This window comes from Streptomyces sp. NPDC088554, from assembly GCF_044752945.1.
Taxonomy (GTDB): domain Bacteria; phylum Actinomycetota; class Actinomycetes; order Streptomycetales; family Streptomycetaceae; genus Streptomyces.
Genome location: NZ_JBIVMF010000002.1, coordinates 220,669 through 235,625, shown reverse-complemented (window position 1 = coordinate 235,625; position 14,957 = coordinate 220,669). Strand labels below are relative to the sequence as shown.

Annotated in this window: 12 protein-coding genes; 4 read left to right on the top strand and 8 right to left on the bottom strand. The window is 72.7% G+C overall.

What is annotated here, in order from left to right; all coding sequences use genetic code 11:
* Window positions 1-2: 2 nt before the first annotated feature.
* The 3 genes from ACIP8W_RS03070 to ACIP8W_RS03060 all read left to right on the top strand — a co-directional run bounded on the left by ACIP8W_RS03070 (window position 3) and on the right by ACIP8W_RS03060 (window position 4,190).
* The gene (locus ACIP8W_RS03070; protein ID WP_402201739.1) at window positions 3-1,460 is read left to right on the top strand and encodes a PP2C family serine/threonine-protein phosphatase; all 1,458 of its coding nucleotides are present in this window, start codon (window positions 3-5) and stop codon (window positions 1,458-1,460) included.
* Between the two features lie 155 nt (window positions 1,461-1,615).
* Window positions 1,616-2,974: a VWA domain-containing protein gene (locus tag ACIP8W_RS03065; protein WP_401952764.1), complete on the top strand. Its 1,359-nt coding sequence runs from the start codon at window positions 1,616-1,618 to the stop codon at window positions 2,972-2,974.
* Between the two features lie 76 nt (window positions 2,975-3,050).
* Window positions 3,051-4,190: an FHA domain-containing protein gene (locus ACIP8W_RS03060; RefSeq protein WP_401952762.1), complete on the top strand. Its 1,140-nt coding sequence runs from the start codon at window positions 3,051-3,053 to the stop codon at window positions 4,188-4,190.
* A 46-nt stretch (window positions 4,191-4,236) separates the two neighbouring features.
* On the opposite strand, the gene ACIP8W_RS03055 is transcribed toward ACIP8W_RS03060, so the two are convergent.
* Window positions 4,237-5,232, bottom strand: a complete 996-nt coding sequence (locus tag ACIP8W_RS03055) for a methyltransferase domain-containing protein (RefSeq protein WP_402201736.1) — start codon at window positions 5,230-5,232, stop codon at window positions 4,237-4,239.
* A 122-nt stretch (window positions 5,233-5,354) separates the two neighbouring features.
* On the opposite strand from ACIP8W_RS03055, the gene ACIP8W_RS03050 reads away from it, so the two are divergent.
* Window positions 5,355-5,759: a globin gene (locus ACIP8W_RS03050; RefSeq protein WP_401952757.1), complete on the top strand. Its 405-nt coding sequence runs from the start codon at window positions 5,355-5,357 to the stop codon at window positions 5,757-5,759.
* Window positions 5,760-5,810: 51 nt separating this feature from the next.
* On the opposite strand, the gene ACIP8W_RS03045 is transcribed toward ACIP8W_RS03050, so the two are convergent.
* From ACIP8W_RS03045 to ACIP8W_RS03015, 7 genes are all read right to left on the bottom strand, one after another.
* The gene (locus ACIP8W_RS03045; RefSeq protein ID WP_401952755.1) at window positions 5,811-6,506 is read right to left on the bottom strand and encodes a hypothetical protein; all 696 of its coding nucleotides are present in this window, start codon (window positions 6,504-6,506) and stop codon (window positions 5,811-5,813) included.
* On the bottom strand, window positions 6,503-6,958 hold the full coding sequence (locus ACIP8W_RS03040) for an acyl-CoA thioesterase (protein WP_401952752.1): 456 nt from the start codon (window positions 6,956-6,958) through the stop codon (window positions 6,503-6,505). Before ACIP8W_RS03040 ends, ACIP8W_RS03045 begins: the two co-directional genes overlap by 4 nt.
* Window positions 6,959-6,963: 5 nt before the next feature.
* Window positions 6,964-8,628: an energy-dependent translational throttle protein EttA gene (gene ettA / locus ACIP8W_RS03035; RefSeq protein ID WP_401952749.1), complete on the bottom strand. Its 1,665-nt coding sequence runs from the start codon at window positions 8,626-8,628 to the stop codon at window positions 6,964-6,966.
* A gap of 211 nt (window positions 8,629-8,839) precedes the next feature.
* Window positions 8,840-10,318 (bottom strand): Cys-Gln thioester bond-forming surface protein, encoded by a 1,479-nt coding sequence (locus tag ACIP8W_RS03030; RefSeq protein ID WP_401952746.1) that lies wholly within the window; start codon window positions 10,316-10,318, stop codon window positions 8,840-8,842.
* 225 nt (window positions 10,319-10,543) lie between these two features.
* Complete coding sequence (locus ACIP8W_RS03025; protein ID WP_402150148.1) at window positions 10,544-11,089, bottom strand: single-stranded DNA-binding protein; 546 nt, start codon at window positions 11,087-11,089, stop codon at window positions 10,544-10,546.
* A 135-nt stretch (window positions 11,090-11,224) separates the two neighbouring features.
* Window positions 11,225-13,147, bottom strand: coding sequence for a GTPase (locus ACIP8W_RS03020; protein ID WP_402201839.1), 1,923 nt, complete (start codon window positions 13,145-13,147; stop codon window positions 11,225-11,227).
* Between the two features lie 5 nt (window positions 13,148-13,152).
* The gene (locus ACIP8W_RS03015) at window positions 13,153-14,745 is read right to left on the bottom strand and encodes a dynamin family protein (protein ID WP_402201837.1); all 1,593 of its coding nucleotides are present in this window, start codon (window positions 14,743-14,745) and stop codon (window positions 13,153-13,155) included.
* Window positions 14,746-14,957: the final 212 nt, after the last annotated feature.

Below are 14,957 nucleotides of genomic sequence, written 5' to 3'. Positions count from 1 at the left end.
TGATGTCCCAGATGCACCGGTCGGCCGACCTGCCGACCTGCCCCAGCTGCGCGGAGCCGCTGGAGTCCGGCGACCTGTTCTGCGGGGTGTGCGGGTACGACCTGTCGGCCGTCCCGCCGCGCCCCCACGACCATCCGACACTGATCATGAACGGTACGGAACCGGCCGCGCGCCCCGGTCCGCCGGACACCGACGTCGAGTGGCCCGCCGTCCTGGGGACGGACAGCTCGGGCATCCCCGTACCGGCGCATCTGCCGGACGAGGTGCCGGGCGTGGACTCGGCGGGGGCCCGACTGCCGTCCCACCCCGGTGACTTCGAGCTGCCCGCGCCCGGGGCGCCGGCCGCGCCGCCGTTTCCCGCGCGGCCACCGGCGCCCCCGACGCCTCCGGGCGTACCGGCCGCGCCGGTGGGCTTCGGGCCGCCGGAGTTCGGGCCCGCCGTATTCGGGCCGGCGGAGTTCGGGCCCGCGGAGTGCGGGCCTGCCGCCACCGATCCTCGGGCCGCCGCGCCCCGGGCGGCGCCCCCGGCCGGGGCCACGCTCTGTGTCGCCTGCCGCGCCGGGCGCGTCGACACCGACGGCTACTGCGAGAACTGCGGACACGCCCAGCCGCGCGAGCGCGACCACATCGAGCAGGAGCTGTCCGCGGTCGCCGCCGTCAGCGACCGCGGACTGCGCCACCACCGCAACGAGGACGCGTTCGCCGTCTCGACCGCCGCCCTGCCGGACGGCTCGCCCGCCGTGGTCGCGGTCGTCTGCGACGGGGTGTCGTCGGCGACCCGCCCGGACGAGGCATCGGCGGCGGCGGCCTCGGCGGCGAACGCGTCCCTGCTGGCCGCGCTGGAGCGCGGCACCCATCCGCAGCAGGCGACGCACGAGGCGATCGTCGTCGCGGCGGAGGCGGTCAACCGCCTGGCCACGGACGGCGCCGCCGACCGCGACCCGCACCGCCGGCAGAACGCGCCCGCGTGCACCATCGTCAGCGCGGTCGTGGCGAGCGGGCTGCTGGTCGTCGGCTGGATCGGCGACAGCAGGGCGTACTGGATCCCGGACGACCGCGGCGGCCCGCCCGCCCGGCTCACCGAGGACGACTCCTGGGCCGCGCAGATGGTCGCGGCCGGTCTGATGAACGAGGCGGAGGCGTACGCGGACGAGCGCGCCCACGCCATCACGGGCTGGCTGGGCGCCGACGCGTACGAACTGGAACCGCACACGGCCTCGTTCAAGCCGGACCGCCCCGGTGTCGTGGTGGTCTGCACGGACGGCCTCTGGAACTACGCGGAGGGCGGCGACGAGATGGCCCGCGCCCTGCCCACAGACGCCGCGCTGCGCCCGCTGCACGCCGCGCGGGTGCTGGTGGGACACGCGCTCGACGGTGGGGGCCACGACAACGTAACAGTGGCGGTGCTGCCGTTCGCCGTACCACCGCAGGGGGCAGGATCCGGCTGCGGTACGGCATGAGCGCCGCGCCGCCCGCGGCCGGCCGAGCCGCCCGCCCCTGAACACCCGGACGCCCCGCGCCGGTCGTACACCCGTCCCCGTACTGTCCCGAACCTCACTGTCCCGAAATACTTCTATGTGTCCCTGCTGTGTGGAGCGTCGAGGAGCCGATACCGATGGCGAACTTCTCCAAGTCGAATGTGCCGCGATTCTCCGTGGACGTGTACCAGAACGAGTACCTGCCGGAAGGCGGGCGCGAGGTCAACGCGATCGTGACGGTCACCTCGACGGGCGGCGGCACCACCGGGGGCATACCGCTCGCGGGAGCCTCGGCCACACCCTCCGGCCTCCCCGGGCACAGCCCGAACGCGGCCGTGGTGATCATGGTCGACTGCTCGGGCTCGATGGACTACCCGCCCACGAAGATGCGCAACGCCCGCGACGCCACGGCCGCGGCCGTCGACACCCTGCGCGACGGAGTCGCCTTCGCGATCGTCGGCGGTACCCATGTGGCGCGCGAGGTCTACCCGGGCAACGGGAAGCTCGCGGTCGCCGACGCGACGACCAGGGCACAGGCCAAGGAGGCGCTGCGCCGACTGAGCGCGGGCGGCGGCACCGCGATCGGCACCTGGCTGCGGCTGGCCGATCAGCTGCTGGCCTCGGCCGATGTGCCCATCAGCCACGGCATCCTGCTCACCGACGGGCGCAACGAGCACGAGACGCCACAGGCCCTGCGGGAGGCGCTCGACCTCTGTGCGGGCCGGTTCACCTGTGACGCGCGGGGCGTCGGCACGGACTGGGAGGTCAAGGAGGTCACCTCCGTCGCCTCCGCGCTCCTCGGGACCGCCGATATCGTCGCCGACCCGGCGGGCCTGGCCGCGGACTTCACGCGGATGATGGAGAACGCGATGGGCAAGGAGGTCGCGGATGTGGCGCTGCGGCTGTGGACACCGGTCGGGGTGGAGATCGGCTTCGTGAAGCAGGTGGCGCCCACGGTCGGGGATCTGACCGGCCGTCGTACGGAGGCGGGACCGCGCGCCGGTGACTACCCGACCGGGTCCTGGGGCGACGAGTCCCGCGACTACCACATCTGTGTACGGGTCCCGGAGGCCGGAATCGGCCGGGAGATGCTGGCCGCGCGGGTCTCGCTGATCCTGCCGTCCTCCGGCGGCGCAGCCCCGGAGGTCCTCTCGCAGGGGCTGGTACGGGCGGTGTGGACGGACGACATGGTGGCGTCCACCTCGATCAACCCCCAGGTCGCGCACTACACGGGCCAGGCCGAGCTGGCCCAGGTCATCCAGCAGGGTCTGGATGCCCGCAAGTCGGGTGATTTCGACGGCGCCACCGCGAAACTGGGACGAGCGGTGCAGCTCGCCGCCTCCTCCGGAAACGCGGATACCGCGAAACTGCTTTCGAAGGTGGTGGACGTCGTCGACGCGGCGACAGGTACTGTGCGCCTGAAGGCGAAAGTCGCGGATGCGGACGAGATGACCCTGGAGACACGCTCCACCAAGACCGTCCGTGTCAAGAAATAGCCCAACCAGCAGTCAGTGAGCAGCGGTTAACACACGGCGGCCTGCGGGCCGGACGAGGAGAGGGGGAAGCGCCGACATGCCGACCTGCCCGAACGGACACCAGTCGGGTTCCGAAGACTGGTGCGAGGTCTGCGGACATCGCATGGCCGGTCCTGGCGCTCCCGGCGCCGTACCCCAGCCTCCCCCGCCGCCCGCGCCCGGATACGGCTATCCGCAGGGCTCCGTCTTCGGCCCCGGCCCCGACGCCACCGCGCAGGCCGAGCTGTGCCCGCAGTGCCGTACGCCGCGCGAGCCGATGGCGCCGTTCTGCGAGGAGTGCCGCTGGAACTTCCTCACCAACACGGCCACGTCGTACACCCCGCTGGCCCCGCAGCATCCGCTGCCCACCCACCCGGCCGGTCCCGGCGGGCCCCCCGGGCTGAATCTGCCGCCCGGCTTCCAGGCCCAGCAGCCGCCGCGCCCGCCCGACCCGTACGAGTACCAGAGCTCGCGGCCCTCGCAGCTCAACCGGCCCGCGGAGCCGCTGTCCCCGGGGCGCGGCCAGGACGGCCCGCCGCCCCCGCCGCCGTACCAGCAGCAGGGCCCGCCGCCCCCGCCGGTCTTCCAGCAGCAGTCCTCGGCCCCGCCCGCGCCGCCGCAGCGGGCCGACGACGACTGGATGCTGCCGCCGCCCACGGCGGGCAGCCCGGGACCCTCGCAGTCGCCGCCGCAGCAGTCGTCCCCGTATCCGCCTCCGCAGTCCCAGGGGCTCCAGCAGTCGCAGGGGCCTCAGCGGTCCGACCCGATGCAGGGGTACCCGCCGGCGGCCCCGGCGAGTTGGACGGCGGTCATCGGTCCCGACCGTGACTACTTCATGGCGATGATGCAGCGCAGCGGCCCCGAGGCCACCGGGCTGAACCTGCCCGCGTTCTCCCCCGAGCAGCGGCTGCCGCTGTCCGGGAACCAGATCGCGATCGGCCGCCGCAGGCACTCCACCGGGGAGTCCCCCGACATCGACCTGTCGGTGCCGCCGGAGGATCCGGGCGTCTCTCACCAGCACGCGGTCCTGGTCCACCAGCCGGACGGCGGCTGGGCGGTCGTCGACCAGAACTCCACCAACGGCACCACGATCAACGGTGGCGAGGAGCCGATACAGCCCTACGTTCCCGTCCCGCTCAAGGACGGCGACCGGGTGCACGTCGGCGCGTGGACGACGATCACGATCCGCCGGGACTGAGCGGGCCGCGCACAGAGCGGTCGGCCTCCGAGCGTCGCTCTCCGGCTCAGGCCAGCGGCCAGACGTACGGCCCCGCCGGATCGTCGAGCCAGGCCCACTGCCGCTCCCCGACGACCGTGACGCCGTATCGCTCCCGGGCGGGGCGGCCCTCGCGCTCCCACAGGGAGAGGGCGTCGCGCGGATCGAGGCTGCCCTCGGTGAGGGCGAGCAGAAAGCGGAAGAGCTCGTGGCCGCTCCCCCGGGGCAGCCGCTGCCCGAAGGCCCGGGGGATACGCGGAGGGGCACCCCGCAGCGGTACGAAGTAGGCGGCGGTGTGCAGGAAGCGGCCCTCCGCCCGGTCCGCGCCGAGGGCGCCGTCGCCCTCCCCGACGCTCAGCGCGATCAGCCCGGTGGCGAGCGGGGCCAGGATCCGGGCCCCGGGGCGGCACTGCGCGGGCCAGGACACCGGGACGCGCGGCAGGGTGCAGGTCGCGATGATCCGGTCGAAGGGCGCGCGCTCCGGGCAGCCGCGTGCCCCGTCGCCGGTGACGACGGCGGGCCGGTAACCGGCCGTGGCCAGGTGCGTACGGGCGGATTCGGTGATCTCCGGGTCCAGGTCGACGGTGGTGACCAGGTCGTCGCCCAGCCGGTGCGCGAGCAGCGCCGCGTTGTAGCCGCTGCCCGCGCCGATCTCCAGGACCCGGTGGCCGTCCCGTACCTCCAGCTCCGCCAGCATGCGGGCCATCAGCGAGGGCTGGCTGCTGGACGAGATCAGCTCGCCGTCCCGCACCCGGATGGCGAGCGGCTCGTCCGCGTACGCGCCCCTGAGCCAGCGCTCGCGCCGGACGGGGTCGGGGTCGCCGCTCCAGAGCCGGTCGTAGCCGCCGGGCCGGCCGACGAAGTAGTACGGCACGAACACATGGCGCTCCACCTCCTCGAACGCCGCCCGCCAGGCAGGATCGTCCAGCGCCCCGGTGGCCGCGATCTCCGCGACCAGCGCGGCGCGCTCCCCGGCCGCGGCCGGGGAGCCGGGGCCGTACGGATCGTCGGGGGATGCTCCCATCCCTCCACTGTCCCGGCTGAGCGGCCGGGAGGCGAACGGGCCGGGCAGACGGTGGCTCCCGGGTCCTGGAAGGGGGTCGTAGAACCAAAGTCCTGGGCCCTGCCGTCTGAGACCATGGACGGGTGAACGAGATTCCGCGCGACACGCTTCAGGAGCAGACCTTCTACGAGCAGGTCGGCGGCGAGGAAACCTTCCGGCGCCTGGTCCACCGTTTCTACCAGGGCGTGGCCGGGGACCCGCTGCTGCGACCGATGTACCCGGAGGAGGATCTGGGGCCGGCGGAGGAGCGGTTCGCGCTCTTCCTCATGCAGTACTGGGGCGGCCCCCGTACGTACAGCGACAACCGCGGCCATCCCCGGCTGCGGATGCGGCACGCCCCGTTCGCGGTCGACAGCGCGGCGCACGACGCGTGGCTGGGCCATATGCGGGTGGCGCTGGACGAGCTGGAGCTCTCCGAGGAGCACCGGACGCGGCTGTGGACGTATCTGACCTACGCGGCGGCGTCGATGGTGAACACGGCGGGCTGAGCCCATCGCGCCCCCGCCCTGAGCGCTCGGCCGAGCGCTCAGACGGAGCGCTCAGGCGGGCGTGACCGTGAGCCCGCCGAGCCCGGCCCGTCGTACCGCGATCGAGCCGTACGGCGTACGGAGCCGCAGCCAGTTTCCCGATTCCAGCAGCGCCACCGGGTCCTCCGGGAGCGTCCCGGCGGGGACCATGGCGCGGACCGGCCGCAGGAAGCCCAGCGACTGCGCGGCGTGCACGGCCCGCAGCGGCAGACGCGTGTCGCCGAGGGTCCGCGACCAGATCTCCCGGCCGATCCGGTCCCGCTCGGCGCGGTTCCTGGCCTCGGGCGCCAATCGCTCGTCACGCGCCCGGAATTCGGCGACGGCGGCGGCCAGCGTGCGCCGGATGGCCTCCTCGCCGGGCAGCCCGGGGACCGGCTGCCAGCCGCCGCGCGGCGGCAGCACCCCGGCCCACGGCGGCCCGGTGACGGCCGCCGGGACGGCCGTCCTGCCGGTGGTCTCGTCGATCCCTTCGAGGAGTTCCCCGGCGGAGACCGTGATGTCGAGGGTGCGGGGCACGGCCAGTCTGGCCGTACGGATGGCCAGCACCTCGAAGGACGCGGGCCGCCCGAACACGGCGACCGCGCCGCCCCCGGCCTGGAGCCGGACCGCGGCGGCGCGGTCGTAGTGGATCAGCCGGGCGAGGAAGGCACCGAGATCGGCGGCCTCCCTCGCGTCGGCCGGCTCCAGGGGCTGTGCGGGAACCGTCATGCGGCGAGAGCACCCTCTTCGCCGACGGCTTCCGCGCCCGCCGCCCCGTCGTCCAGGTAGTGCTGGAGGTAGGACTTCTCCTCGGCGGTGATCCGCCGGGGCCGCCCCGCCGCCAGGTCGTACGGCACCATGACGGTCGAGGCCCGCACATACACCAGGTCGTCGTCCTTGATCTCGTACGCGATGGTCAGCGACGCGGCGGTGATCTTCGTGACCCAGGACTCGATGATCACCGGCTTGTGCCGGTGGACCAGCGGGCGCTTGTAGTCGATCTCGTGCCGCGCGACGACCGAACCGCCCGAGAAGGACGGCGAGCCGTCCCCCGGCGCCAGCCGGAACATGAAGTCGACGCGGGCCTCCTCCAGATAACTGATGAAGACCGCGTTGTTGACATGCCCGAAGGCATCCATGTCCGACCAGCGCAACGGACAGCTGTAGATATGACGGGCCATCGGTCTCAGCCCCGGGTGAGCTTCTTGTAGGTGGCGCGGTGCGGGCGGGCGGCGTCGGCGCCGAGCCGCTCGACCTTGTTCTTCTCGTACGAGTCGTAGTTGCCCTCGAACCAGAACCACTTGGAGTCGCCCTCGTACGCCAGGATGTGCGTGGCGACGCGGTCGAGGAACCACCGGTCGTGGGAGACGACCACGGCCGCGCCCGGGAACTCCAGCAGCGCGTTCTCCAGCGAGGAGAGCGTCTCGACGTCGAGGTCGTTCGTCGGTTCGTCGAGGAGCAGCAGGTTGCCGCCCTGCTTGAGGGTGAGCGCCAGGTTGAGGCGGTTGCGCTCACCGCCGGAGAGCACCCCGGCCGGCTTCTGCTGGTCCGGGCCCTTGAAGCCGAACGCGGAGACGTAGGCGCGCGAGGGCATCTCGACATGGCCGACGTTGATGTAGTCCAGCTCGTCCGAGACGACCGCCCACAGCGACTTCTTCGGGTCGATGTTGCCGCGGCCCTGGTCGACGTAGCTGATCTTGACGGTCTCGCCGACCTTGATCGTGCCGGAGTCGGGCTGTTCGAAGCCCTGGATCATCTTGAAGAGCGTGGTCTTGCCGGCGCCGTTGGGGCCGATGACGCCGACGATGCCGTTGCGCGGCAGCGAGAACGACAGGTCGTCGATGAGGACCTTGTCGCCGAACGCCTTGCTGAGGTTCTCCACCTCGACGACGATGCTGCCCAGACGCGGGCCCGGCGGGATCTGGATCTCCTCGAAGTCCAGCTTCCGCATCTTGTCGGCCTCGGCGGCCATCTCCTCATAACGGGCGAGCCTGGCCTTGGACTTGGCCTGGCGCCCCTTCGCGTTGGAGCGGACCCACTCCAGCTCTTCCTTGAGCCGCTTGGCGCGCTTGGCGTCCTTCTGGCCCTCGACCTTGAGCCGGGACTGCTTGCTCTCCAGGTACGTGGAGTAGTTGCCCTCGTAACCGATGGCGCGGCCGCGGTCCAGCTCCAGGATCCAGCCCGCGACGTTGTCGAGGAAGTACCGGTCGTGGGTGACGGCGACGACGGTGCCGGGGTACTTGGCGAGGTGCTGCTCCAGCCACTGCACGGACTCGGCGTCCAGGTGGTTGGTGGGCTCGTCGAGGAGCAGCAGGTCGGGGGCTTCGAGGAGCAGCTTGCAGAGCGCGACGCGGCGGCGCTCACCACCAGAGAGGTTGGTGACGGGCCAGTCGCCGGGGGGGCAGCCGAGCGCGTCCATGGCCTGCTCGAGCTGGGTGTCCAGGTCCCACGCGTTGGCGTGGTCCAGCTCCTCCTGGAGCTTGCCCATCTCGTCCAGCAGCGCGTCGGAGTAGTCGGTCGCCATCAGCTCGGCCACTTCGTTGAAGCGGTGGAGCTTGCCCATGATCTCGGCGGCGCCGTCCTGCACGTTCTGGAGAACGGTCTTGGCCTCGTCCAGCGGCGGCTCCTGGAGGAGCATGCCGACGGTGTAGCCCGGGGACAGGAACGCGTCGCCGTTGGACGGCTGCTCCAGACCGGCCATGATCTTCAGCACGGTGGACTTGCCCGCACCGTTCGGCCCCACCACACCGATCTTCGCGCCCGGCAGGAAGCTCAGCGTCACGTCATCGAGGATGACCTTGTCGCCGTGCGCCTTACGTGTCTTGCGCATCGTGTAGATGTACTCAGCCAAAGGAAACCGTCCGGCAATCGAGAAGGGCCAATGTGCGGCTCCGCCGCGTGAGGGCAGATACACCCCATCTTGCCGCACGTCCATCCCCCGACGGAAACCAGTATCGCTTTCGCGGACGGGCGCCGGGGCCCGGTAACGGCGGTGGCCCCCGGATCGCCGACGCGTTCCGGGGGCCACCGCCTGCGACGCGTCACTCAGCGCCGTCCGCCGCTCACTCGTCGGCGCCCTTCTCCTTGTCCTTGTTGTTCTTGCGGAGGAAGAAGACCGCGCCGCCGCCGAGGAGGACGAGGGCGACCGCGATGCCCGCGATGACGGGGGTGGCCCCGGAGGAGCCGGTCTCGGCGAGGTCGCCCATGGCGGTCACGCCACTGGTGGCGTCGTTCGCCGTGTAGGTGTTCGCGTTGGCGGTGATCTCGGTGGAGGAGCCGCCGACCGAGGCCGGGAGGGACTGGGCGGGGGCCTGCTGGGTCACGGTCTCCATGGCGCCCGCGGTCCGGCAGTCGAGGACGCCGTTGAACGTACGGGTGAATCCGCCGGGCCCGGCGACCGTGATGCCGTAGGTCTCGTCCTCGGCGACCGGGACGGTGACGGTCTTGGTCTCGCCCGGCGCTATGGAGTGCTCGCCGTCCGCGATGTCGACGATGAGCGCCTCTTCGCCCGGGTTGACGACGGTGACGTCGACGCCGCCCAGGCCGCAGTTCTTCTCGGCGGTGACCACGGGGACGGGGCCCGCCGCCGCCCAGTTGGCGACGGCTGTCGCGGAGACCGTGGAATCGCTGGAGCCGGCGAGGATCTGTGTCTGGCTCTTGGTCGCGCCGGCGAAGGCCCTGCCGACCGGTACGGAGGTGGTGGCCTGCACGCCGAGCGAGGCGGCGCCGTCGGCGGTGTCGGCCGGGATGTCGAAGTACAGCTCCGTGCCGTCGACGGCGGTGGTGACCGGCGTGCCCTCCTTGTCGGTGACCTTGATGCCGCTGGCGACGGCGTCCACCGGCGGCACCACCGTGACCCCCGCGGCGTCCGTGCGGACCGTGACGGGCCCGATCCGCCCGCCGGACCTGCCGGTGACCGCGCCGGGCTCCAGGCCGAGCGAGGCGGCGGGCTCGGCGATGTCCCGGGCGTTCTTCTCCAGCCAGTCGGCGAGCTTCTCGGCGGCCGGGTCGCTCGCGTCGACGTCCGCGCCGTCCGAATAGCGCCAGATGGCCACCTGGGTGCCGGCCGCGGCGGTCTTCTCGGTCAGCGGTCCGCTGCCCGCGCTCTTGGCCAGCGCCGAGAGGTCGTCGACCTGGGGGTAGGAGTGCTCCAGGATCCAGCGGATCCTGCCCGCGTTCTTGTTGGAGCCCAGCGAGGTCTGGTCCCAGGGGGTCTCCAGATATCTGGCCTGGTCCTGGGTCGGATGGTGGAGGTCGACGCAGTACGTCTTGAGCTTGCCGCCGCCGTCGACGGTCATCTCGAAGAGCCCGGCGGTCAACTGCTGTTCCTGGCCGTCCGTGTGGAGCACCGCGCCGTCGTAGGTCTTCAGCCCGTCGAGGGTGGCGGAGGCGCCTCCCTCGTGGGCGGGGGCCTCGTCGGCGACCGCGGCGGTGGCACCGGTCAGTGTGCCCATCGCCAGCAGACACGGGACGAGGACCGCGGCGGCGAGGCGGGCGGTGCCCCTTGTCCGCACGGATGACGCAGATATCGCAGAAAACACAGAATTCCCCTTCGGGCGAGGTGCTCTTGCGCAGAACGCGTGGGGGGTGTGCCTCGCCAGCAGACCTCAAGTGCCCCGTGACTACTCGCGAATCCTATGGACGGGGAGAAGCGCCGATCGCCGCCCATGCACCCAGATAACCGTTCCGAATCGGAATCGTTATCGACTGCCTGATACGCCCATGGAATACGCCTGGGTATGTCGACAAATCTTCACAACAGCCGCTCAGAGCACGGCAGTCGGCGCTGGCACGGACACGGGTACGGTCACCGCCCAGGCATCCTCCCCGACCTCCTCCCGGGCTGCGCCACCGCCCCCCTCCCAAGGGCTTCCCAGGCCACCCGAGGCCGCTTCCCCGCCACCCTCCTGGCCCTGCGCGCCGCCCTCATGACGTTCCGTCAGAAACGGGGTCTTCCTGGTCACACGTCTGAACGCCGAGGTCCCGCGCGCCAGATCGTGGCCGACCGCCACCGCCTCGATGTCCACCGACGTCCGCCACTGGCCGTCCCGTTGCTCCTCCCGCACCCGCAACCTGCCGTGCACCAGCAGCTGTTCGCCGACCACCACCGAGGACGTCACGTTGACCCCCAGGGCCCGCCACGCCCATACCGTGTAGAAGCTCGTCCGCCCGTCCGCCCAGCCGCCGCGCTCACGGTCCCAGCGGCGCGGGGTGGCCGCGATACGGAACCGCGCCACCCCGCCCGAGGGCGACTCGCGGAATTCCACCTTGGTCGCGACATTCCCCACCACCGTTACCAGCGTGTCGTTCATTACCCGCTCCTCCCGCCCGGCCGCATTGACTGATTCCATGCTGGACCGGGCGGAAAGAATGTGCCGACGCCTGTGCATTGCCCGCTTGTTGTGGAAAACTCCGTCACCCTTTCGATACCACGCCGTTCCTCTCCGTCACCCGGTGCGGGCGACCGTCGCGTACTGCTCCCGCACCTCCCGGTAGCGCATCAGCTCCGCCGCGATCGGATCCAGCACCCTGGCCCGCCCGCAGCCCCCGGCCGCTTCGCGCAGCCGCCGCTCGGCGTCCTGCCCGTACCGCCGCGCGGGCCCCTTGGCCGCCGCTCCGCACGCCCACTCCACGAACGGCCCGCCGATGATCCCGGCGAGCATCACCAGTACGGGCGGCAGCAGCCCCGGTTCGAGTACGCCGACGATCTGGCCCACCAGCCACAGCGCCCCGAAGACCTGGAGCAGCGTCATCGACACCTGCGCGAGCACGGCGGCGGGCCACCAGGCGGGGCGCGGCGGCCGGCCGCCCGGCGTGCCCGCCGCCACCGCCAGCTCGTCCAGCGTCTCGGGCAGCCCCTCCGCGCCCTTGACGGCCGCCTCGCGCACGGCGTGCGCCCAGGGCGCGGGGAGCCCGGAGGACGCCTCCTCCACCACCGTACGTACGGCCTGTTCGACACGTTGGCGTGCCGTCAGCTCCTCCTCCACCAGCACCGGGGGCTGCGGGGGTTCGCCGCCGGGCGTCCGCTTGCTCTCGTACCAGCGCCACAGCCGCAGCCACGGCGTCCCGCACGCGCGACCTGCGTTTCTGCGCCACTCGCGCTCCGCCGCCTCGCCCGCGGCCACCGCGCCGACCGCCCAGGCCAGCCGGTCGGCGAACTGTTCGCGGGAGCGCTCGCCGAGCCCGGCGCGCCCCTCGGTGACGTACGCGGCCCGCAGCCCGAGCGCGACCGCGTCGACATCGGCGGACAGCCGCCGCGCCGCCGCGTTCCGCTCCTGTACGAAGCGGCCGAGCAGCTCGCGCAGTTCGCCCACGCCCTCGCCGGTGAGCGCGGAGACGGCGAGGACGGTCGCGCCGGGTTCGCCGTGTTCGCCGAGGGCCATGCCGTCCTCGTCGAGCAGTCTGCGCAGATCGTCGAGGACCTGGTCGGCGGCGTCGCCGGGGAGCCGGTCGATCTGGTTGAGCACCACGAAGGTGACCTCCGCGTGCCCGGCGAGCGGCCGCAGATAGCGCTCGTGCAGCGCGGCGTCCGCGTACTTCTCGGGGTCGACGACCCAGACGACCGCGTCCACCAGCCCGAGCACCCGGTCCACCTGGTCGCGGTGGCGGACGACGGCCGAGTCGTGGTCGGGCAGGTCGACGAGGACGAGTCCGTGCAGCTCCTCGTCGCCGTCGCCGCCCGCCAGCGGCCTGCGCCGCAGCCGTCCGGGGATGGCGAGCCGGTCGAGCAGTCCGGCCGCGCCGTCCGACCAGGTGCAGGCGATGGGCGCGGAGGTGGTGGGCCGGCGCAGGCCGGTCTCCGAGATCGGCACCTCGGCCAGCGCGTTGAACAGCGCCGATTTGCCGCTGCCCGTCGCCCCCGCGATGGCCACGACGGTGTGGCGCGAGGAGAGCCGCTGACGGGCGGCCGCCTCGTCCAGCACCCGTCCCGCCTCGGCGAGCACGCCGCCCTCGACCCGGGTGCGCGACAGCCCGACCAGTTCGCCGAGCGCGTCGAGGCGCGGCCGCAGGGAGCCGCCGTACGGCCCCCCGATGGGCGTGTGCGCCTCCCCGTCGGCCCCAGAACCGCCCGTAGCGTCCCCGGAGGCCCCTGGGGCACCCGTGGCGCCTTGGACGCCCGCCACGGCCGCCTCCAGGGCGTCCAGCGTCTCCAGGGTGGTCTTCTCGGTGGCGCGGCGGGCGATCAGCCCGTCGTCCCAGATACCGGGGGCCGCGCTGCCGGAAGTCGTGGCTTGGGGAGTTGCGCCGCCCGCGCCCCCTTCGGTCCCCCCAGTCCCCCCAGTCCCCCCGGACTTCTCGGCCTCCCCCGGCTTCTCGGCCTCCCCCGTCCCCCCGGTTTCCCCGGCAGCCACCTCGGGCACCTCGGCCATATCGGTCACCTCTCCCTCTGCAGTACGGACAGCGCGGCGATCAGTTCGGCCTGCGGCTCCGGGGTCACCTCAAGGGCGTCGAGGGGCGCCAGCCGCCGGTCGCGTTCCCCGTGCAGGACCCGGTCGAGGTACGTCGTCACCAGCTCACCGCCCCGGTCGCGCAGCCGTAGCGCGCCCTGCGCGCCGATCCGCTCCGCGAGCCGCTCCCCCGCGATCCGGGCGCGCCGGCCACCGAGGAGGGCGGCCGCGAGCAGCGCCGCGACGGTCTCGGCGTCGGGCGCGGAGTTGCGGTCGAGCTGTCGTACGGCTTCCTCCGCCAGCTCCTCCAGGACGCGCCGCCAGCGGCGTACCGCCATCCCGACCCGCTCCGCCGCCTCCCCGTCCGGGGCGGGCGCGGGCAGTGCGGCGGCGGCCGGTTCACGCCGCCATGCCTCCTCGATCCGTTCGTCGGCGGCGGCCACCGCGCACTGGAGCAGCGCGCCCAGGCTCTCGACCAGCGAGTCGAGCAGTTCGCGGGCGGTGCTGTCCCTCGGGAAGCCGCGCCACCGGGTCCGCGCGTCCCCGGCGAGCACGGCGCCGCCGCGCAGCCGTCCGCGTACCCGCTCGCCCTCGGCGGCGTAGGCGTCCTCGACGGCGGAGGTCAGCCGTACGGCGGCGGCGTACTGCGCGGCGACCGCCCCGGCCAGCTCCGGCATCCGGGCGTTCAGCGAGTCGACGACGCCCGCGGCGGTGCGTACCAGCGCCTGCTGACGGGCCGCCGGGTCCTGCACCCGGTGGGTGAGCCAGGCGAGCAGCGGCGCGACGGCGGTGGTGGGCAGCAGCCCGCGCCCGGCGCCCGCCGACTCGGGCAGCTCGGGGATGGTGAACCTCGGTACGTCGCCGAGCCCGGCCCGGGTGAGCAGCGCCGCGTACTGCCGTGACACCTCGTCCAGCAGCTGGTGCGGCACCCGGTCGAGGACGGTCACCAGCGAGGCGTCGTACTCCTTGGCGGTACGGAGCAGGTGCCAGGGCACCGCGTCCGCGTACCGGGAGGCGGTGGTCACCATCACCCACACATCGGCCGCGCAGACCAACTGGGCGGCCAGCAGCCGGTTCTCCACCACGAGCGAGTCGATGTCGGGCGCGTCGAGCAGCGCGAGCCCCCGGGGCAGGGCGGCGGCGGTGTCGACGCGCAGCGCGTCGGGCTCCATGCCCTCGACCTCGCCGCCCGCCGCGCTCTCCTCCTGCTGCGGCAGCCAGACACGGGCGAGACGTGGCAGGACCCGCAGGCCCGCGAACCAGTGGTGGTCCTCGGGATGACAGACGAGTACGGGGGTACGGGTCGTGGGGCGCAGCACCCCGGCTTCGCTGACCCTCCGTCCGACAAGGGAGTTGACGAGTGTGGACTTTCCGGCCCCGGTCGATCCGCCGACCACCACGAGCAGCGGTGCTTCGGGGTCCCTGAGCCTCGGCAGCAGATAGTCGTCGAGCTGGGCCAGCAGCTCGGCCCGCGTCTGCCGGGCCCGCGGGGCACCGGCGAGAGGCAGGGGAAGACGCACGGAGGCGACACGGTCGCGCAGTGCGGAGAGTGCGTCGATCAGCTGGGGCCGTACGTCCAAGGTCACCACATGCGAAGAATGCCCAATTTTGGAGCCTTTTTGAAGCGTATGGACATCTCTGCGCGCCGATTACGCTTCGGGACAGACGGGACGAGTGGGGCGCAGGCATAACGAGTGCACAACACCCGGGGCGTCGGAGGCCAAAAGCGATGCGCGAATCGCACCTGCCTGCGATTATCGGTTCACTTCACTGAACCTCCACAACGTGCCAC